General features: G+C 39.9%; 19 protein-coding genes and 2 pseudogenes. 7 read left to right on the top strand and 14 right to left on the bottom strand.

Going from position 1 to position 19551, the window contains the following annotated elements; genetic code table 11:
- Positions 1-15: 15 nt before the first annotated feature.
- The 3 genes from galT to NA23_RS04200 are packed head-to-tail and all read left to right on the top strand — an operon-like array spanning position 16 to position 2748.
- The gene (gene galT / locus NA23_RS04210) at positions 16-969 is read left to right on the top strand and encodes a galactose-1-phosphate uridylyltransferase (protein WP_033190996.1); all 954 of its coding nucleotides are present in this window, start codon (positions 16-18) and stop codon (positions 967-969) included.
- A gap of 16 nt (positions 970-985) precedes the next feature.
- Positions 986-2041, top strand: a complete 1056-nt coding sequence (locus tag NA23_RS04205; protein WP_033192378.1) for a galactokinase — start codon at positions 986-988, stop codon at positions 2039-2041.
- Between the two features lie 38 nt (positions 2042-2079).
- Positions 2080-2748 carry a class II aldolase/adducin family protein gene (locus NA23_RS04200; RefSeq protein WP_052107033.1) on the top strand — a complete coding sequence of 223 codons (669 nt, stop codon included), beginning with the start codon at positions 2080-2082 and terminating at the stop codon, positions 2746-2748.
- Between the two features lie 2 nt (positions 2749-2750).
- Here NA23_RS04200 and pyrE read toward each other — a convergent pair whose 3' ends face one another.
- From pyrE to NA23_RS04175, 5 genes are read right to left on the bottom strand one after another with little or no spacing between them, the layout of a single operon-like run.
- The gene (gene pyrE, locus NA23_RS04195; protein WP_033190997.1) at positions 2751-3365 is read right to left on the bottom strand and encodes an orotate phosphoribosyltransferase; all 615 of its coding nucleotides are present in this window, start codon (positions 3363-3365) and stop codon (positions 2751-2753) included.
- Positions 3356-4024: an orotidine-5'-phosphate decarboxylase gene (gene pyrF, locus NA23_RS04190; RefSeq protein ID WP_052107034.1), complete on the bottom strand. Its 669-nt coding sequence runs from the start codon at positions 4022-4024 to the stop codon at positions 3356-3358. The genes pyrE and pyrF overlap by 10 nt, the downstream gene beginning before the upstream one ends.
- Positions 4025-4066: 42 nt before the next feature.
- Positions 4067-4906 carry a dihydroorotate dehydrogenase gene (locus NA23_RS04185; RefSeq protein WP_033190998.1) on the bottom strand — a complete coding sequence of 280 codons (840 nt, stop codon included), beginning with the start codon at positions 4904-4906 and terminating at the stop codon, positions 4067-4069.
- Complete coding sequence (locus tag NA23_RS04180; protein WP_052107035.1) at positions 4891-5604, bottom strand: iron-sulfur cluster-binding protein; 714 nt, start codon at positions 5602-5604, stop codon at positions 4891-4893. The genes NA23_RS04185 and NA23_RS04180 overlap by 16 nt, the downstream gene beginning before the upstream one ends.
- Positions 5585-6745 (bottom strand): dihydroorotase, encoded by a 1161-nt coding sequence (locus NA23_RS04175; RefSeq protein ID WP_407918645.1) that lies wholly within the window; start codon positions 6743-6745, stop codon positions 5585-5587. Before NA23_RS04175 ends, NA23_RS04180 begins: the two co-directional genes overlap by 20 nt.
- Before the next feature lie 464 nt (positions 6746-7209).
- On the opposite strand from NA23_RS04175, the gene NA23_RS04170 reads away from it, so the two are divergent.
- Genes NA23_RS04170 through NA23_RS04155 form a run of 4 tightly spaced genes read left to right on the top strand, consistent with a single transcriptional unit; the run spans position 7210 to position 9597 of the window.
- A complete protein-coding gene (locus NA23_RS04170) occupies positions 7210-7617 on the top strand; it encodes a GntR family transcriptional regulator (protein ID WP_033191001.1) in 408 nt (135 codons plus the stop codon).
- Complete coding sequence (locus NA23_RS04165; protein ID WP_033191002.1) at positions 7598-8455, top strand: ABC transporter ATP-binding protein; 858 nt, start codon at positions 7598-7600, stop codon at positions 8453-8455. The genes NA23_RS04170 and NA23_RS04165 overlap by 20 nt, the downstream gene beginning before the upstream one ends.
- 18 nt (positions 8456-8473) lie before the next feature.
- Positions 8474-9223: an ABC transporter permease subunit gene (locus NA23_RS04160; protein WP_052107036.1), complete on the top strand. Its 750-nt coding sequence runs from the start codon at positions 8474-8476 to the stop codon at positions 9221-9223.
- A 50-nt stretch (positions 9224-9273) separates the two neighbouring features.
- Positions 9274-9597: a YbjQ family protein gene (locus NA23_RS04155; RefSeq protein ID WP_033191003.1), complete on the top strand. Its 324-nt coding sequence runs from the start codon at positions 9274-9276 to the stop codon at positions 9595-9597.
- Positions 9598-9656: 59 nt separating this feature from the next.
- Here NA23_RS04155 and NA23_RS04150 read toward each other — a convergent pair whose 3' ends face one another.
- From NA23_RS04150 to NA23_RS04100, 9 genes and pseudogenes are all read right to left on the bottom strand, one after another.
- Positions 9657-10928, bottom strand: a complete 1272-nt coding sequence (locus NA23_RS04150; protein WP_033191004.1) for an MFS transporter — start codon at positions 10926-10928, stop codon at positions 9657-9659.
- 261 nt (positions 10929-11189) lie between these two features.
- A complete protein-coding gene (locus tag NA23_RS04145; RefSeq protein ID WP_033190913.1) occupies positions 11190-12119 on the bottom strand; it encodes a DDE-type integrase/transposase/recombinase in 930 nt (309 codons plus the stop codon).
- A 119-nt stretch (positions 12120-12238) separates the two neighbouring features.
- Positions 12239-13168 carry a DDE-type integrase/transposase/recombinase gene (locus tag NA23_RS04140; protein WP_033192800.1) on the bottom strand — a complete coding sequence of 310 codons (930 nt, stop codon included), beginning with the start codon at positions 13166-13168 and terminating at the stop codon, positions 12239-12241.
- Between the two features lie 119 nt (positions 13169-13287).
- Positions 13288-14218 (bottom strand): annotated as a pseudogene (locus tag NA23_RS04135) (DDE-type integrase/transposase/recombinase).
- Between the two features lie 119 nt (positions 14219-14337).
- Positions 14338-15268 (bottom strand): annotated as a pseudogene (locus NA23_RS04125) (DDE-type integrase/transposase/recombinase).
- Between the two features lie 119 nt (positions 15269-15387).
- Positions 15388-16317 carry a DDE-type integrase/transposase/recombinase gene (locus tag NA23_RS04115; protein WP_033192050.1) on the bottom strand — a complete coding sequence of 310 codons (930 nt, stop codon included), beginning with the start codon at positions 16315-16317 and terminating at the stop codon, positions 15388-15390.
- A gap of 119 nt (positions 16318-16436) precedes the next feature.
- A complete protein-coding gene (locus NA23_RS04110) occupies positions 16437-17366 on the bottom strand; it encodes a DDE-type integrase/transposase/recombinase (RefSeq protein WP_033192800.1) in 930 nt (309 codons plus the stop codon).
- Positions 17367-17485: 119 nt separating this feature from the next.
- Positions 17486-18415: a DDE-type integrase/transposase/recombinase gene (locus NA23_RS04105; protein WP_033192050.1), complete on the bottom strand. Its 930-nt coding sequence runs from the start codon at positions 18413-18415 to the stop codon at positions 17486-17488.
- Positions 18416-18534: 119 nt separating this feature from the next.
- On the bottom strand, positions 18535-19464 hold the full coding sequence (locus NA23_RS04100; protein WP_033192800.1) for a DDE-type integrase/transposase/recombinase: 930 nt from the start codon (positions 19462-19464) through the stop codon (positions 18535-18537).
- Positions 19465-19551: the final 87 nt, after the last annotated feature.

The raw sequence follows: 19551 nt of genomic DNA, 5'->3' as shown, positions 1-19551 counted from the left end.
GGACGGTGAGGAGCGATGATGGAACGCAGGTGGAATTTACTTACAGGTGAATGGGTCATGGTTTCCGCCTTCACGCAGGCAAGGCCAACAAACCCGACGAACTTCTGCCCGCTTTGTCCCGGTGGTGACGAATTCGAAGGTGATTACGATTTGGTATCATTTGATAATAGATATCCATCAATGAAATTGGATGCTCCTGAAGTTGAAAGCGAAGGTATATATCAAAAAGCTCGTTCAAATGGAAAATGTGAGGTCGTTGTCTACACGATCGACCATGAGAGTGCAATGAGCATGATGCCTATCCATCAGATTGAAAAGTTAATCCGAATGTGGGCTGATAGGTACCTTGATTTAGCGCAGAACAGGTTCATAAAGTACGTCTTCATATTTGAGAACCGAGGGAAAGAAGTTGGAGCAACTCTGCCACATCCGCACGGGCAGTTGTATGCATTTCCATTTATTCCCAAACGTATAGAAGCCAAATTGCAAGCACTGGCAAAATATTATGACGAAAACGGAAGATGCGCAGTCTGTGATATAGTTGATAGTGAGGTAAAATTCGAAAAGAGAATAATATATGAAAACGAATCTTTCATTGCACTCGTTCCATTTTACGCACGCTGGCCTTACGAAGTTCACATATATCCAAAAAGGCACGTAAGCACGATTGTAGAGCTTACAAACATCGAAAGATATCACTTGTCAAAAGCCCTAAAAGTTGTTACAATGAAGTATGATTTGCTATTTAAGCAAGCATTTCCTTACATGATGATGCTTTTCCAAGCGCCAGTCAACGATATCAGCTATTCACATGCGTTTCATTTCCATATAGAATTCAACCCTGTCAAGCGCGACAAAGATAAAATCAAATGGATGGCAAGTGTCGAGACCGGAACGTGGGCATTCATCAATCCGAAAATTCCAGAGGAAGCTGCAAAAGAACTGAGAAATGTGGAGGTTGAGGTGTGATATGGGGGATAACAAAATAGTGATTTACTCACCGGGGCGCGCGAATCTCATTGGTGAACACACGGACTATAACGATGGGTTCGTACTGCCGTTTGCCATAAAGCGCTATATAAAGATAGAGATTGAACCATCAAAAAGGTTTAAGGTATTTTCCCAGCAGTTGAAAAAGGGAATAGAATTCGATACACCAACGAAGACAAACTCTTGGGCAGACTATGTAATAGGCATGATTGTGAAATTGCAAGAACATGGCTACCGAGTGGAACCGTTCACAATGCACGTTGATTCTGACCTCCCAATGGGTGCTGGGCTGTCGAGCTCTGCCGCTTTAGAAGTGGGGGCAGGGTATGCAATTTCCCAAATGATGGGTTATGAGATAAACCGCGAAGAGCTGGCCAAAATCGCACACGAGTGTGAAGTGGAGTTCGTTGGTGTACGTTGCGGGATAATGGACCAGTACACTGTTGCACTATCAAAAGAAGACCATGCTCTCTTTATTGATACGATGACAAGAGAATACAAATACGTCCCTCTACGCCTTGATGATACCAAACTCTACCTTATCAATTCCGGTGTTAAGCACGAATTAGGCTCGTCCGAGTACAACAAGAGAAGACATGAATGTGAACTTTCACTTCAGGCAATGGGTAAGTCTTCGTTCAGGGAAGTAACACTCGAAGATGTTGAGAAAATCCAAGATCCCGTATTGAAAAAACGCGCATTGCACGTTGTTACTGAAAATGCAAGGGTATTGAAAACACTGACTGCACTCGAAGATGACAATTTGGTTCTTGTCGGAAAATACCTCTATGAATCACATTACAGCCTAAAAGATAATTACGAAGTTTCCTGCGAAGAAATTGATTTTCTTATCGAAAAACTCAGAGAATATTCAAACGTTTTAGGTGCAAGAATAGTGGGAGCAGGCTTTGGCGGAAGCATTATTGTACTTGCGAAAGGCAACTTTGAAAGCATATTTGAAAAAGTGGCAGCATCTTACAGAGTAAAATTTGGAATCTCACCAACTCTATTAAACGTTGAGACCAGCAACGGGGTACACAGGGTGTTGTAAAATAATTTATCAATTCAAAATTTGAAAGGGGAAAGCAAATGGCTAAGAGAAAGGTAGAAAAATTCTCATTCGATTACGACATTGCTGCATCAATAATCGACTACGCACGTAAAGTTTCCGAAGAAGGTCTAACGAAAGGTACATGGGGGAATATAAGCGTTAGAGATGGTGGGTACATATACATTACACCTTCAGGCTTTCCCTACGATAAATTGACACCTAAACATATCACCGTTGTGGATTCCAAAGGTAATAAAGTCTACGGTGAATTAGCTCCTTCTTCAGAGTTACCACTCCACATCGAAATCTATGATAAGAGAGCAGACGTACACGCCGTAATTCACACGCATCCTATTTATTCTACAATAGTCTCTATAACTTTACAGGAAATCCCGCCAATTGTTGAAGATGCGGTCATGATTCTTGGTGAACGCCTTTTTGTCTCGGAATACGCGCTCCCGGGGACGAAAGAACTCGCTAAAAATGCTGTAAAGTCACTCGGAGACAACCACTGCGTCTTTCTAAAAAACCACGGCCTTGTGGCCGTGGGTGAGAACCTACATGAGGCATTCGTTGCAACACTCGTTGCCGAAAAGACTGCACAGATATACATCGAAGCACTCAAAATTGGAAATGTTTCAGTCTTACCATCCGAGCATGCAAGAGTACTGAGAGAAAAGTATCTTAAATCGTACAGGCAAAAGTGATCTCACTTCGCGTTCATCTTCCTGCTCCCAGGTTTTACGGCAGGAATTCCGGACTTGCAAAGTGGACAATCCTCAGGCTTATAAGTGGGGAAGTCGAACTTCACCAAGTAGAAGTAAGGCTTCCCTTTAAATTTTTCGTTTAGATTTTCAAATGGATTCTCCATTCCTGACCTATTGATAACACTTGCGAATCCCACTATTTGCCCACCGGAACTTTCCACCACTTCTACAACTTCAAGTGTTGACTTACCTGTTGTAACCACATCTTCGACGACAAGCACATTCTCTTTTTCGTGTATTTCAAACCCTCTGCGCAGTTTCATGATATTATCTTCCCGTTCTGTAAAAATCGCCCGTGATTTCAGCTTTCTGCTCACCTCGTAAGCTACAATAACACCACCAAGCGCAGGTCCAACAACGACATCGACCTTCACTCCAGCATCTAACACCTTTTTGGCTATTAATTCGCCAATTTCTTCACCGTATTCTGGATACTCAAAGACCTTTGCACATTGTACATAATTTGTTGAGTGCAGTCCAGAAGAGAGTATGAAATGTCCTTCCAACAAAGCCCCGGTTATCCTGAGGATTTCCAAAACTCTTTGTGTTACTTCCATAATTTCACCTTCTCTTTGATAAACTCAATTTTCTCTCTTGGGTCTTTTGCTTTATAGACTTCTCGTCCAAGCACAGCAAAGTTTGCAACTCCAAATATGTCCCACAGCGATACAACATCTTTTTGGTCGTCCTTTGACTGCTCCATTCTAATGCCTGGAACAAGTATCGCACCACCTATTTTGCTGCGCATCTTTAATGCCCATGTTCCAGGTAGAACAAACGAAGAGCCAAGTCTCGAAAGCCCTATGATAACATTTTCAAAATCTTCTAGCCTTCCAGGTAGTGATGTGAGCTTAATAACGGAGAATATCATCTTATCGGTAGAATCGAGCGCCGCCTTCACACTTTCTATACCTGCATTTGCATGGACCGTAAAACCAACGATGGCTGGATGATCCCACGCTCTTATAGACCTTGCAACTGTTGATGGAATATCAGAAAACTTTAGGTCCAGAATCACCTTGTAACCTTTATCGTAGAAGTAATCTAAGACCCTCTTTCCTTGGACAGCGAGATTGTGACCTACTTTAACACAGTCGAAACTTCCGAACTTTTCAATAAACCCGATTGGATCTTCCATATCGAGGCTTAAAACAGGTTCGGTAACGACCCTTACTTTAGTATGCTGTGCAGCATTCGTACTAACCAACGTAAACATACAAACACCTCCCACAGAATTTGAGATTCTATCTCCCTCGCACTATCTGGAGAATTCTTTACCCATTTCATTCAACACCGATTCATCGTGAAAGAGCGCACTACCGACACTTACGGCATTTGCACCAAATCTCAACATCTCACGCACTTGTTCTGGTGCGTAAACTCCTCCAGAGGCGATGATGTAAATATCTGGCAGAGCTTTTCTCACCTCGTACACAGCCCTAAGAGCGATAGGATAAAGAGCAGGACCTGATAGACCGCCCAATACCGTTTGTCCTTCACTATTAACCATAAGCCCACGGATTGTATTAATAACCGTTACTCCATCCCATCCTTCGCTACTAACAATCCTCGCCATCTCTTCCACAAATCCGCTTTCAATACCCAGTTTTGCAATGATAAATGCATCTGTTTCTGTTCTTATCGCTTTTAGCAACCTGCGCCACTCTTCTCTATCCACCATTATCGAAAGCCCTCCGTGGTGCACATTAGGGCAGGAGAAATTGTATTCTACAGCTATGAACTTATCCAAGAATGGTCTGCAAAGCTTTGTTATTTCAACGTATTCATCGAAAGAATCTCCTCCAAGGCTTAAAATTAGTGGTACTATTGAAGCCAATTTATCAATTGTCCCATCTTCAACCATTTTTCGTAAACCATCAAATCCCGGATTTTCCAAGCCAATGCGGTTGATCAAAAATTCTTTTGAAGCGTACATCCTCGGTGGCTTATTACCCGATTTAGGATTGAGCGTTACAGTCTTTAAAGTATAGGCTCCAACGTACGACCAGTCCACGGAGCTAACATTGAGGTACTCACCAAATCCGCCAGGACCTGATGCAATCACAATGGGTGTTCTTAAATTTAGTGCCTTGCCCATATCTCATCACCCCTAAAAACTGGTCCATCGGTGCACGCGTGTTTAATTCCATTCATAGTCTCAACCGCACATCCCTTGCATGCTCCAATCCCACAAGCCATGTATTCATTAAGCGATACGTAAACAAGCTTATTGGGCATATTCCTTACAGCCAGCTCTTCCATTATCCTTGAACCACTGACAAATATCCAATCAAACCTCGAGTTGTTCAGTTCTTCAAGCAATCTCAAATATCCATCGTTGCCTACAACAGTATTTAGCTCGAATTGGCTCGTTATTTCGCGACTCAACGCAGACTTAGAAGCGACAAAGAGAGGGATTTTAAAGTGCTCTGAAAGATGTAATCCTTCAGCAAGACAAGAAGGTGCAACAACAACCGCCCCATTTCTATTTTCCGGAACAAATGCATTTCCCAGTGGTGCAAGTACGTTCAGTCTTTCACTTGTCTTGACAATGTACTCACTACCTTTACCAGCGATTTTGACGGATATGGCGACAGTACCTTCGATTCTTCCAAGTGTGAACGGTTTACGAGTTAATCCAGCACCGTCTACATTCACCATACAGAACTGCCCAGGGGAGAATTCGAGGTCTTCCTGAAATGAGATAAGATACGTTCTATCTGTGATCTCAATAGTGGATTTTTTGGTCAAGAGATACGCGTTGTATTTGACATTCTTAATTGAGAAACTCGCCATTCCAATACACCCACCTTCCGTTTCGCCTTACTCCCAAAATTCTTCCTTTCAACCTTTGCCCTTCAAATGCGCAGTTTTTCCCTTTACTCAAAAATTTTCTACTCTCAACAACGTACTCAGCGCTTGTGTCAATCAGTACCGCATCGTCTGGAAAGTGCAAGTCTAACATTTCGTAGGTTTTATCAAGCACCCTCAGAGGATTAACGGTCAGATTCCTCAAGACTAGCTCTACATCTTGGAAAACTGTGAGATACACCGAGAACGCAACCTCTATGTGGGAACTTCCGTACGGTGCTTGTTCAAAACTATCACCCTTCTCAGGATGCGGTGCATGGTCAGTGGCAAAGCAGGTTATAACCCCATCTCGAACTGCCTTTACGAGTGCATCTCTATCTTTTGAAATTGGGGGATTAATCTTTTGGTTGGTATTCCTTATATCTTCCGGAAGGAAAAACACATGGTGAGGAGTTACTTCACAGGTGATTTGCGCTTTCCTTCTGAGAAATTCAATCATCTCTAAAGACTGGACTGTTGAAACGTGCTGGATGTGGAACTTATTAAAACCGAATTCCAAACCTGTCAAGACGGTTCGACATATCGCTATTGCTTCGTTTGAGTAAGTTCTTAATGCATTTGGAAGACTTGTTCCTATGTAAAAATCTCCTGGTATCTCGTGAATTTGCGAATGGTCAAAAACAAGTACATTTTTCTTTCTTGAAAACGCTCTTACCAAATCTTCGCTTGTGTATCTAATTCCGTCAGTCGACCAACCAGTGATGTTATCTTTGAAATTCTCAAGTTCGTCTAGGTCTTCAATATCTCCAAACAGACTTACAGTGTGCAAGAACTTCACTTCTTTACCTTTTGACAATCTGATATGATTTTCCAAAACACCTAAATTCTCAATCGGCGGTTTTGTGTTTGGTTGTATAACGCACGCACCGAATCCTCCAACAAGTGCAGCACGGTTAAGTGAATCATAATCTTCTTGGTCGTTTAGCCTTACGTGAGTGTGAATGTCTACAAACGGTGGAGATAAGACAAGCGCTGGATTTTCTGTGTCAAACCTTTCAGGAAAATCGATATCAACCTTGGAGTTGACTATCTTAGCGGAAGCATAATCAAAGATCTGCACAGTCATCCCCCCGATGCAACAATAAATAAAAAGAGACCTCAAATGAGGTCTCTTTATTAGAAGAAATATTGAATTTCGCATTATACAATAAGACTAAACAACCAAACAATAGAGCATTAAGAAACTCCAAAATTTTACTCTCTGAAAGAGTAAACAGAGCAGAACTAATTATAGCAAAATATACATCACATCTTCCTTGGCTTACCAGGTTTTGGCCTCGCTGGACCAAATTAACCACGTTAACACCTCCGATTTCTGGAAAATTCTACCACATCACAGTTCGATCTGTCAAGATAAGTAGTGAATAAGTACCAAATATACGTTGGAAAGTGTTGATTTCTATCAAAACTTGTTTTCTTAGGTGCATAATTTTTGTTTCTCACATACTCTACAACTCTTGACAACGTATACTGTAATATGGTACTATTACAGTAGATGGAACTGAATGAATTACTTTGGGAGTGTTGAGTGTGTGGTTTGTTGTAGATCCTCATTCTTCGGTACCGATTTATGCTCAGATTAAAGAAAAGATAAAGGCAATGATATTGAATTCGAAACTGAAGCCTGGTGATTCGTTACCTTCGATAAGAACTCTTGCGAAAGATATTGGGGTGAATGTGAATACTGTTGCCCGGGCTTATCGTGAGCTGGAATTGGAAGGTATTATACGTGCTGAGCGAGGCGAGAGGTATGCTGTCGTAGGATTTGAAGACAAGATTTATTTCGAGACTAAAGAGAGGCTTATCAAAGAACTAAAGAGTGTCTTAAAACGGTGCCAGGATTTGGGTATAAGTAAGGAAGAAGTTCTTAGGTTGTTAGAAGAGGTCTATATGCACCAAAATGAAGGAGGAGACGAGTATGACAACTCTAAAGAATGAAGATACTTTAGTTCTTAGCGTTAGGAATTTGAAGAAATACTACGGTAACATTCGGGCTGTAGACGGTGTTTCTTTTGATGTGAAAAGGGGCGAAATTTTTGCACTGCTTGGGCCAAACGGTGCAGGAAAGACAACAACCATCAAGTGTATTCTTGGGTTTAGGAGAAAAGATGAGGGTGAAATTATTTTGAACGGGACTGTTTCTTTTGTTCCAGACGGAAAAGAGCTGTACGGCTCGTACACTGTAGAGCGTATGGTGAAAGTAGCTAAGGAGCTAACGGATAGATTTGACGAAAAGAAGTGTATAGAGTATGTTGAAAGGTTTGAAATTCCGGTTGATGAGAAGGTATCGAGCTTGTCGAGTGGTCAAACAACGCAGCTTTACCTTGCTATCGCTTTTTCACAGCAATCAGACCTCTACATCTTCGACGAGCCAACATGGGGATTGGATCCAATAGTGAGGAATCAAGTTCTTGAGATGATAAGAGAGATCCCGCTTGATGGTAAAAGTGTCTTTTATACCAGCCATATCCTGAGTGAAGTTGAAAAGGTTGCGGATAAAGTTGCAATTATGAGTAAGGGGAAGATAATGGATATCGGATATCTTGACGATATGAAGGAAAAGTACTGTGCTGTGAGTGTTCCTAAAGACCTCAAAGATGTGACGGTGGAAGGCTATAAATACAAAAGTACAGAAAGTGAAGATATTTACATTGTGACTAAAGATTATGCAATTTCGAAAAATTTGGAATTTTCTGCTGTTCCTTTTGAAGCCATATTTGAAGCGCTCGTTTTGGATAGGAATAATTTCAACGCGAAGACTAAAGATATCCAATAAATAAAGGTGGTGTGAAAGATGAGGAAAGAGTTTTACGATATGAGAGTGAGATTTTTTGGGGTGTTTATCGTGATTTTAGGGCTCTTCTTTATAGTCGCTCCGTTCCAAAAGTTCACAGTTTCAATGCTTGAAGGTTACTCTGGCAATCCGATGATTGAAAAATTCTTGCCAGGAGCTATGTTGAACAGGCTTAAGGAATGGAACTTCTATATAAATTCTCAGTGGTATGGGAAGAATTTTGGACAGATGGTTGGGATTATAGGTATAATAATGGGATTTCCGCTCTTTGCAAGGGAATTTGAAAATGGTACAATTATCTTCCTGCTTGTCAGAAAACCGCGCAGGTGGATATATTTCACAAAGTTCACGACAGCAGCCATTGCTACGGTTTTATTGATGGTGCTAGGTGCTTTGCTACCGTTAGTCTATTCAGTTGTGGTTGGCAAGGAGTATGCAGTTTCTGTTGTTCCGAAATTCATGGTTCATAACATCTTTGGAGCACTTTTGTGGTATGCTGTAAGTGCATTCTTCTCGGTACTCTTTAACGAACAGGTGAAACCACTTCTTGCATCACTCGGCTTACTTGCGCTAACAACCACGGCTGGGTTGCTTAAACCTTTAAGATACCTCAATACGTTCAGTTACCAGCTTGGGATAAGTGTCTTTGAGAAAGGAAAAGTCGACGTTGGTTATACGTTTGGAGTAATTGTAATAATTTCTTTGTTCGTTGTGGCAGGTTATTTCGTTTTCGAGTGTAAGGAGGTTTAGTTTGAAGAGTTCTTTTGATTGATAGAATTTCTTTCGAAGGAGGGATACAGATGATAGTGGTGACGACTGATTTCGTACCTGGGTATGAAATTGTTGAAACTCTCGGAGTTGTTACTGGGAGCATAGTTAACTCAAAACACTTGGGGAAGGATATCGCAGCTGCCTTTAAGACTTTAGCTGGAGGCGAGATAAAGAGTTATACTGAACTGTTGATAGAAAGCAGGAATATGGCTTTGAAAAGGATGATAGACGAAGCTGAGAAGCTTGGCGCAGATGCTGTTGTTGGATTAAGATTTGGTTCTTCTTCGGTAATGCAAAGTGCGGCAGAAATCCTTGCCTATGGTACGGCTGTAAAGCTAAGAAAGAAGGATTAAGTGAAAAGCCCCGCGGAAAGCGGGGCTTTAATTTTGATGTATCTGTTGTTCGATAACTGTTATTTTCGAACCTTAACATCTCCTCTCTTCACAAACTGGAGTGTGAGTATGGCAAGTAAGAAAAATACCAACGTTAGAATGATGAGTGTATTGTAGCCTATCTTATCGATGAAAAATCCCGCCAGTGGAGGAGCTATGATATTTGCAGCCATTGAGAAGAAGTAATACAAACCTGTGTAACCTCCAACTTTCTCTTCGACGGTCATGTCAACGATTGTTGGTAATGAATTGACATTAACCATCGCCCATCCCAAGCCACCTATTGCAAAAAGTGCAAAGAATACTTTCGTAAGTAAATTCGCGTCTGAAATAAGCCTTGTCGAAACAATAACCCCAAGAAGTATTGCAATTACTATTAACAATCCGATAGTCATCGTTTTCTTTCTACCGATTTTAGAGCCTATGAAACCTGCAGGAATAGCAAAGAGCATGAACGTTAAAGAGAAGAATCCAAGGACGAGCGCTCCTGTGCTCTCTTTGATACCCATTTGGAATTTCGCATAACTTGTGAAGAATGTTTCGAGAGCGTTGTAGCCAATGAACCACAAAAGGATAGATAAAAGCATCATGAGTAAGCTTTTTTCGTTCGATTTGAAAACGTCTCTTAAGTTTTCTGATAATTCAAGCATGGTCTTTTTGTAAACATTCTCAAACCTGATCTTCTCCCCACTTCTAGTGCGGTACTTTTCGTCTTCCTTAATGAAGAGAACAACAAGCAATTGAGAAAAGACCATAACGATTGCACCGACATAGAATGGAAGTGAATAATGCTTGTCGTAAAGCGGTTTGCCTGCAAAAAACGCAAGTAATGCACCAACACCGCCCATGAAATTTATAACTCCATTTGCTTGGCTTCTATATTCGGAAGGAGTTATGTCCGGCATAAGTGCGATAACGGGCGAGCGGAAGAGAGCCATGAAGAAGTTCATGAAGATGATATTGAGCATCATCAACCACAACAGTTGCCAGGCTCTTGTTAGTGGTATCAGTGCAAAGGTAATCGCCGAAAGTGGTGCACCAACGAGTATATAGGGCATGCGCCTTCCGAGTTGTGTTCTGGTTTGGTCACTGAGAACACCGATAAGTGGAAGCATGATGATCGCAAAGATGTTGTCAATGGTCATCACAAATCCGATAAGTGTGGACGACAAATTAAAGTCTTTGAGAAATATCGGAACATACGAGTTGTACAGTGGCCATAACAAACTGATACCAAAAAAGCCAAATCCAAGCAGAAGTAACTTTGTGAATGAAAACTTTGTGCTCTTCATACCTCATCCCCCCTATAAGAGATTTGCGTGAACATAGAGACAATACGATTATACAACAAATATTAAATTTCCTATCCTTCTTGCCTCCCCAATTCGGTTCCAACGAAATCTTGAGCGCAGCGATTGTGAAAAAAGTCATTTGTAAAATTTACCAAACTGTAACATGTAAATGATTGCGTTTGTTACCATGGTTTGGTTTAATATAATTGGAAAGTGAAAAAAATCTCAAAGTGGGTGGAGCCCACAAAATAAAAGATGCTGTTAACTTGTAGTGATGGAAGACAATAGAACACTCATAACACGCGCAATATCATTCCCGTTCAGTTTCAAGAGATTTCTCACTACACAAAAGCTGTTTACGTACATTGGAAGATTGTCAATATTCTTAAATCCACGCTTGGCTCGTACAAAGTCTTGGAATAACGAAAATTTAGATTCACATTGATTGTTCTGCCCAAGTCTCACAACTATATGGTTGATATTCTTGTATAGTATCTTCACTGCACCATACGCACCAAGTCCATCAGTGATTAGTTCGATTTCTCTTTCGTTGTTACCAAAGAACTTCTCTAACAATATCTTCACTTGACCCATATCGCGATATTTGGATACATGCCAAGCAACAATAAGATTCGAATCGTGCTCAACTAAGAACCAAACGTAGTACTTTTTGGATTTAAACAAAACGACAGTTTCATCACCATGGACTTTGAAAGCATCTACAGGAACGAGGATGGAAAAGAAACAAGACAACTTAAGGATCCACTTGTAGATAGCGACATGAGAGACTTTGATATTAAGTGAGTCTCTGATGGAACGCAAGGACACAGCTTTGAAATAAAGGACGAAGGCTTTAAGGACAATAAAGATAGGGAAACGGAAGAACTTGAAAGAGTCGAAAGGAAGAGGGACAAATTGAGGTAAGTTAGTTGGGATTTCGTCTCTGGTATGGCAAGAACGGCAACGGAACTTAACGAAGGCTTTTTTGATTTTGTGGATTTGCATAGTTTTTCCACAGACAGGGCATTTAGGATAAGGGAAAGAGAAGAGCTTGTGTTTTTTTGAATGAACAAGTCTGAAAGTGCGCTTACAGTCTTTGCAAAAGTATTGTTGGTTACCGTACTTATCATGACCGTTTTTGTAGATGTTGGTAGAGCCGCATTTGGGGCAAGAGACTACAGAATTTTGCATAGTGGAGTACCTCCTTTTTGTGAGAATTGATGGTGGGGGGTGTTCCACTAATAAGAAGATAATACGGTTTTTGGAAATTTTCAATACTTTTAGTTAACAGCATCAAAAAAATGATGCTGTTAACTTGTAGTGATGGAAGACAATAGAACACTCATAACACGCGCAATATCATTGCCATTCAGTTTCAAGAGATTTCTCACTACACAAAAACTGTTTACGTACATTGGAAGATTGTCAATATTCTTAAATCCACGCTTGGCTCGTACAAAGTCTTGGAATAACGAAAACTTCGATTCACATTGATTGTTTTGCCCAAGTCTCACAACAATATGATTGATATTCTTGTATAGTATCTTCACTGCACCATATGCACCAAGTCCATCTGTAATTAGTTCGATTGTTCTTTCGTTGTTACCAAAGAACTTCTCTAACAATATCTTCACTTGACCCATATCGCGATATTTGGATACATGCCAAGCAACAATAAGATTCGAATCGTGCTCAACTAAGAACCAAACGTAGTACTTTTTGGATTTAAACAAAACGACAGTTTCATCACCATGGACTTTGAAAGCATCTACAGGAACGAGGATGGAAAAGAAACAAGACAACTTAAGGATCCACTTGTAGATAGCGACATGAGAGACTTTGATATTAAGTGAGTCTCTGATGGAACGCAAGGACACAGCTTTGAAATAAAGGACGAAGGCTTTAAGGACAATAAAGATAGGGAAACGGAAGAACTTGAAAGAGTCGAAAGGAAGAGGGACAAATTGAGGTAAGTTAGTTGGGATTTCGTCTCTGGTATGGCAAGAACGGCAACGGAACTTAACGAAGGCTTTTTTGATTTTGTGGATTTGCATAGTTTTTCCACAGACAGGGCATTTAGGATAAGGGAAAGAGAAGAGCTTGTGTTTTTTTGAATGAACAAGTCTGAAAGTGCGCTTACAGTCTTTGCAAAAGTATTGTTGGTTACCGTACTTATCATGACCGTTTTTGTAGATGTTGGTAGAGCCGCATTTGGGGCAAGAGACTACAGAATTTTGCATAGTGGAGTACCTCCTTTTTGTGAGAATTGATGGTGGGGGGTGTTCCACTAATAAGAAGATAATACGGTTTTTGGAAATTTTCAATACTTTTAGTTAACAGCATCAAAAAAATGATCCTGTTAACTTGTAGTGATGGAAGACAATAGAACACTCATAACACGCGCAATATCATTCCCGTTCAGTTTCAAGAGATTTCTCACTACACAAAAGCTATTTACGTACATTGGAAGATTCTCAATATTCTTAAATCCACGCTTGGCTCGTACAAAGTCTTGGAATAAGGAAAACTTCGATTCACATTGATTGTTTTGCCCAAGTCTCACAACAATATGATTGATATTCTTGTATAGTATCTTCACTGCACCATACGCACCAAGTCCATCTGTAATTAGTTCGATTGTTCTTTCGTTGTTACCAAAGAACTTCTCTAACAATATCTTCACTTGACCCATATCGCGATATTTGGATACATGCCAAGCAACAATAAGATTCGTCTCATGGTCAACTAAGAACCAAACATAGTACTTTTTGGATTTAAACAAAACGACAGTTTCATCACCATGGACTTTGAAAGCATCTACAGGAACGAGGATGGAAAAGAAACAAGACAACTTAAGGATCCACTTGTAGATAGCGACATGAGAGACTTTGATATTAAGTGAGTCTCTGATGGAACGCAAGGACACAGCTTTGAAATAAAGGACGAAGGCTTTAAGGACAATAAAGATAGGGAAACGGAAGAACTTGAAAGAGTCGAAAGGAAGAGGGACAAATTGAGGTAAGTTAGTTGGGATTTCGTCTCTGGTATGGCAAGAACGGCAACGGAACTTAACGAAGGCTTTTTTGATTTTGTGGATTTGCATAGTTTTTCCACAGACAGGGCATTTAGGATAAGGGAAAGAGAAGAGCTTGTGTTTTTTTTGAATGAACAAGTCTGAAAGTGCGCTTACAGTCTTTGCAAAAGTATTGTTGGTTACCGTACTTATCATGACCGTTTTTGTAGATGTTGGTAGAGCCGCATTTGGGGCAAGAGACTACAGAATTTTGCATAGTGGAGTACCTCCTTTTTGTGAGAATTGATGGTGGGGGGTGTTCCACTAATAAGAAGATAATACGGTTTTTGGAAATTTTCAATACTTTTAGTTAACAGCATCAAAAAAATGATCCTGTTAACTTGTAGTGATGGAAGACAATAGAACACTCATAACACGCGCAATATCATTCCCGTTCAGTTTCAAGAGATTTCTCACTACACAAAAGCTATTTACGTACATTGGAAGATTCTCAATATTCTTAAATCCACGCTTGGCTCGTACAAAGTCTTGGAATAAGGAAAACTTCGATTCACATTGATTGTTTTGCCCAAGTCTCACAACAATATGATTGATATTCTTGTATAGTATCTTCACTGCACCATACGCACCAAGTCCATCTGTAATTAGTTCGATTGTTCTTTCGTTGTTACCAAAGAACTTCTCTAACAATATCTTCACTTGACCCATATCGCGATATTTGGATACATGCCAAGCAACAATAAGATTCGTCTCATGGTCAACTAAGAACCAAACATAGTACTTTTTGGATTTAAACAAAACGACAGTTTCATCACCATGGACTTTGAAAGCATCTACAGGAACGAGGATGGAAAAGAAACAAGACAACTTAAGGATCCACTTGTAGATAGCGACATGAGAGACTTTGATATTAAGTGAGTCTCTGATGGAACGCAAGGACACAGCTTTGAAATAAAGGACGAAGGCTTTAAGGACAATAAAGATAGGGAAACGGAAGAACTTGAAAGAGTCGAAAGGAAGAGGGACAAATTGAGGTAAGTTAGTTGGGATTTCGTCTCTGGTATGGCAAGAACGGCAACGGAACTTAACGAAGGCTTTTTTGATTTTGTGGATTTGCATAGTTTTTCCACAGACAGGGCATTTAGGATAAGGGAAAGAGAAGAGCTTGTGTTTTTTTTGAATGAACAAGTCTGAAAGTGCGCTTACAGTCTTTGCAAAAGTATTGTTGGTTACCGTACTTATCATGACCGTTTTTGTAGATGTTGGTAGAGCCGCATTTGGGGCAAGAGACTACAGAATTTTGCATAGTGGAGTACCTCCTTTTTGTGAGAATTGATGGTGGGGGGTGTTCCACTAATAAGAAGATAATACGGTTTTTGGAAATTTTCAATACTTTTAGTTAACAGCATCAAAAAAATGATCCTGTTAACTTGTAGTGATGGAAGACAATAGAACACTCATAACACGCGCAATATCATTCCCGTTCAGTTTCAAGAGATTTCTCACTACACAAAAGCTATTTACGTACATTGGAAGATTCTCAATATTCTTAAATCCACGCTTGGCTCGTACAAAGTCTTGGAATAAGGAAAACTTCGATTCACATTGATTGTTTTGCCCAAGTCTCACAACAATATGATTGATATTCTTGTATAGTATCTTCACTGCACCATACGCACCAAGTCCATCTGTAATTAGTTCGATTGTTCTTTCGTTGTTACCAAAGAACTTCTCTAACAATATCTTCACTTGACCCATATCGCGATATTTGGATACATGCCAAGCAACAATAAGATTCGTCTCATGGTCAACTAAGAACCAAACATAGTACTTTTTGGATTTAAACAAAACGACAGTTTCATCACCATGGACTTTGAAAGCATCTACAGGAACGAGGATGGAAAAGAAACAAGACAACTTAAGGATCCACTTGTAGATAGCGACATGAGAGACTTTGATATTAAGTGAGTCTCTGATGGAACGCAAGGACACAGCTTTGAAATAAAGGACGAAGGCTTTAAGGACAATAAAGATAGGGAAACGGAAGAACTTGAAAGAGTCGAAAGGAAGAGGGACAAATTGAGGTAAGTTAGTTGGGATTTCGTCTCTGGTATGGCAAGAACGGCAACGGAACTTAACGAAGGCTTTTTTGATTTTGTGGATTTGCATAGTTTTTCCACAGACAGGGCATTTAGGATAAGGGAAAGAGAAGAGCTTGTGTTTTTTTGAATGAACAAGTCTGAAAGTGCGCTTACAGTCTTTGCAAAAGTATTGTTGGTTACCGTACTTATCATGACCGTTTTTGTAGATGTTGGTAGAGCCGCATTTGGGGCAAGAGACTACAGAATTTTGCATAGTGGAGTACCTCCTTTTTGTGAGAATTGATGGTGGGGGGTGTTCCACTAATAAGAAGATAATACGGTTTTTGGAAATTTTCAATACTTTTAGTTAACAGCATCAAAAAAATGATGCTGTTAACTTGTAGTGATGGAAGACAATAGAACACTCATAACACGCGCAATATCATTGCCATTCAGTTTCAAGAGATTTCTCACTACACAAAAACTGTTTACGTACATTGGAAGATTGTCAATATTCTTAAATCCACGCTTGGCTCGTACAAAGTCTTGGAATAACGAAAACTTCGATTCACATTGATTGTTTTGCCCAAGTCTCACAACAATATGATTGATATTCTTGTATAGTATCTTCACTGCACCATATGCACCAAGTCCATCTGTAATTAGTTCGATTGTTCTTTCGTTGTTACCAAAGAACTTCTCTAACAATATCTTCACTTGACCCATATCGCGATATTTGGATACATGCCAAGCAACAATAAGATTCGAATCGTGCTCAACTAAGAACCAAACGTAGTACTTTTTGGATTTAAACAAAACGACAGTTTCATCACCATGGACTTTGAAAGCATCTACAGGAACGAGGATGGAAAAGAAACAAGACAACTTAAGGATCCACTTGTAGATAGCGACATGAGAGACTTTGATATTAAGTGAGTCTCTGATGGAACGCAAGGACACAGCTTTGAAATAAAGGACGAAGGCTTTAAGGACAATAAAGATAGGGAAACGGAAGAACTTGAAAGAGTCGAAAGGAAGAGGGACAAATTGAGGTAAGTTAGTTGGGATTTCGTCTCTGGTATGGCAAGAACGGCAACGGAACTTAACGAAGGCTTTTTTGATTTTGTGGATTTGCATAGTTTTTCCACAGACAGGGCATTTAGGATAAGGGAAAGAGAAGAGCTTGTGTTTTTTTGAATGAACAAGTCTGAAAGTGCGCTTACAGTCTTTGCAAAAGTATTGTTGGTTACCGTACTTATCATGACCGTTTTTGTAGATGTTGGTAGAGCCGCATTTGGGGCAAGAGACTACAGAATTTTGCATAGTGGAGTACCTCCTTTTTGTGAGAATTGATGGTGGGGGGTGTTCCACTAATAAGAAGATAATACGGTTTTTGGAAATTTTCAATACTTTTAGTTAACAGCATCAAAAAAATGATCCTGTTAACTTGTAGTGATGGAAGACAATAGAACACTCATAACACGCGCAATATCATTCCCGTTCAGTTTCAAGAGATTTCTCACTACACAAAAGCTATTTACGTACATTGGAAGATTCTCAATATTCTTAAATCCACGCTTGGCTCGTACAAAGTCTTGGAATAAGGAAAACTTCGATTCACATTGATTGTTTTGCCCAAGTCTCACAACAATATGATTGATATTCTTGTATAGTATCTTCACTGCACCATACGCACCAAGTCCATCTGTAATTAGTTCGATTGTTCTTTCGTTGTTACCAAAGAACTTCTCTAACAATATCTTCACTTGACCCATATCGCGATATTTGGATACATGCCAAGCAACAATAAGATTCGTCTCATGGTCAACTAAGAACCAAACATAGTACTTTTTGGATTTAAACAAAACGACAGTTTCATCACCATGGACTTTGAAAGCATCTACAGGAACGAGGATGGAAAAGAAACAAGACAACTTAAGGATCCACTTGTAGATAGCGACATGAGAGACTTTGATATTAAGTGAGTCTCTGATGGAACGCAAGGACACAGCTTTGAAATAAAGGACGAAGGCTTTAAGGACAATAAAGATAGGGAAACGGAAGAACTTGAAAGAGTCGAAAGGAAGAGGGACAAATTGAGGTAAGTTAGTTGGGATTTCGTCTCTGGTATGGCAAGAACGGCAACGGAACTTAACGAAGGCTTTTTTGATTTTGTGGATTTGCATAGTTTTTCCACAGACAGGGCATTTAGGATAAGGGAAAGAGAAGAGCTTGTGTTTTTTTGAATGAACAAGTCTGAAAGTGCGCTTACAGTCTTTGCAAAAGTATTGTTGGTTACCGTACTTATCATGACCGTTTTTGTAGATGTTGGTAGAGCCGCATTTGGGGCAAGAGACTACAGAATTTTGCATAGTGGAGTACCTCCTTTTTGTGAGAATTGATGGTGGGGGGTGTTCCACTAATAAGAAGATAATACGGTTTTTGGAAATTTTCAATACTTTTAGTTAACAGCATCAAAAAAATGATGCTGTTAACTTGTAGTGATGGAAGACAATAGAACACTCATAACACGCGCAATATCATTGCCATTCAGTTTCAAGAGATTTCTCACTACACAAAAACTGTTTACGTACATTGGAAGATTGTCAATATTCTTAAATCCACGCTTGGCTCGTACAAAGTCTTGGAATAACGAAAACTTCGATTCACATTGATTGTTTTGCCCAAGTCTCACAACAATATGATTGATATTCTTGTATAGTATCTTCACTGCACCATATGCACCAAGTCCATCTGTAATTAGTTCGATTGTTCTTTCGTTGTTACCAAAGAACTTCTCTAACAATATCTTCACTTGACCCATATCGCGATATTTGGATACATGCCAAGCAACAATAAGATTCGAATCGTGCTCAACTAAGAACCAAACGTAGTACTTTTTGGATTTAAACAAAACGACAGTTTCATCACCATGGACTTTGAAAGCATCTACAGGAACGAGGATGGAAAAGAAACAAGACAACTTAAGGATCCACTTGTAGATAGCGACATGAGAGACTTTGATATTAAGTGAGTCTCTGATGGAACGCAAGGACACAGCTTTGAAATAAAGGACGAAGGCTTTAAGGACAATAAAGATAGGGAAACGGAAGAACTTGAAAGAGTCGAAAGGAAGAGGGACAAATTGAGGTAAGTTAGTTGGGATTTCGTCTCTGGTATGGCAAGAACGGCAACGGAACTTAACGAAGGCTTTTTTGATTTTGTGGATTTGCATAGTTTTTCCACAGACAGGGCATTTAGGATAAGGGAAAGAGAAGAGCTTGTGTTTTTTTGAATGAACAAGTCTGAAAGTGCGCTTACAGTCTTTGCAAAAGTATTGTTGGTTACCGTACTTATCATGACCGTTTTTGTAGATGTTGGTAGAGCCGCATTTGGGGCAAGAGACTACAGAATTTTGCATAGTGGAGTACCTCCTTTTTGTGAGAATTGATGGTGGGGGGTGTTCCACTAATAAGAAGATAATACGGTTTTTGGAAATTTTCAATAC

The sequence above is a fragment of the Fervidobacterium islandicum genome (assembly GCF_000767275.3).
In the GTDB taxonomy this organism is placed as follows: domain Bacteria; phylum Thermotogota; class Thermotogae; order Thermotogales; family Fervidobacteriaceae; genus Fervidobacterium; species Fervidobacterium islandicum.
The sequence above is the reverse complement of the archived record's forward strand: the minus strand, read 5'-3'. Positions and strand labels throughout refer to the sequence as shown.

What these genes read in the sequence shown, in the direction of transcription:
- NA23_RS04140 (WP_033192800.1), bottom strand. Translation starts at nt 13,168, where the DNA reads ATGCAAAATTCTGTAGTCTCTTGCCCCAAATGCGGCTCTACCAACATC.
- NA23_RS04180 (WP_052107035.1), bottom strand. Translation starts at nt 5,604, where the DNA reads ATGGCGAGTTTCTCAATTAAGAATGTCAAATACAACGCGTATCTCTTG.
- pyrF (WP_052107034.1), bottom strand. Translation starts at nt 4,024, where the DNA reads ATGTTTACGTTGGTTAGTACGAATGCTGCACAGCATACTAAAGTAAGG.
- NA23_RS04175 (WP_407918645.1), bottom strand. Translation starts at nt 6,745, where the DNA reads ATGACTGTGCAGATCTTTGATTATGCTTCCGCTAAGATAGTCAACTCC.
- NA23_RS04115 (WP_033192050.1), bottom strand. Translation starts at nt 16,317, where the DNA reads ATGCAAAATTCTGTAGTCTCTTGCCCCAAATGCGGCTCTACCAACATC.
- NA23_RS04185 (WP_033190998.1), bottom strand. Translation starts at nt 4,906, where the DNA reads ATGGGCAAGGCACTAAATTTAAGAACACCCATTGTGATTGCATCAGGT.
- NA23_RS04165 (WP_033191002.1), top strand. Translation starts at nt 7,598, where the DNA reads ATGACAACTCTAAAGAATGAAGATACTTTAGTTCTTAGCGTTAGGAAT.
- NA23_RS04105 (WP_033192050.1), bottom strand. Translation starts at nt 18,415, where the DNA reads ATGCAAAATTCTGTAGTCTCTTGCCCCAAATGCGGCTCTACCAACATC.
- NA23_RS04155 (WP_033191003.1), top strand. Translation starts at nt 9,274, where the DNA reads ATGATAGTGGTGACGACTGATTTCGTACCTGGGTATGAAATTGTTGAA.
- NA23_RS04150 (WP_033191004.1), bottom strand. Translation starts at nt 10,928, where the DNA reads ATGAAGAGCACAAAGTTTTCATTCACAAAGTTACTTCTGCTTGGATTT.
- NA23_RS04100 (WP_033192800.1), bottom strand. Translation starts at nt 19,464, where the DNA reads ATGCAAAATTCTGTAGTCTCTTGCCCCAAATGCGGCTCTACCAACATC.
- galT (WP_033190996.1), top strand. Translation starts at nt 16, where the DNA reads ATGATGGAACGCAGGTGGAATTTACTTACAGGTGAATGGGTCATGGTT.
- pyrE (WP_033190997.1), bottom strand. Translation starts at nt 3,365, where the DNA reads ATGGAAGTAACACAAAGAGTTTTGGAAATCCTCAGGATAACCGGGGCT.
- NA23_RS04160 (WP_052107036.1), top strand. Translation starts at nt 8,474, where the DNA reads ATGAGGAAAGAGTTTTACGATATGAGAGTGAGATTTTTTGGGGTGTTT.
- NA23_RS04145 (WP_033190913.1), bottom strand. Translation starts at nt 12,119, where the DNA reads ATGCAAAATTCTGTAGTCTCTTGCCCCAAATGCGGCTCTACCAACATC.
- NA23_RS04200 (WP_052107033.1), top strand. Translation starts at nt 2,080, where the DNA reads ATGGCTAAGAGAAAGGTAGAAAAATTCTCATTCGATTACGACATTGCT.
- NA23_RS04110 (WP_033192800.1), bottom strand. Translation starts at nt 17,366, where the DNA reads ATGCAAAATTCTGTAGTCTCTTGCCCCAAATGCGGCTCTACCAACATC.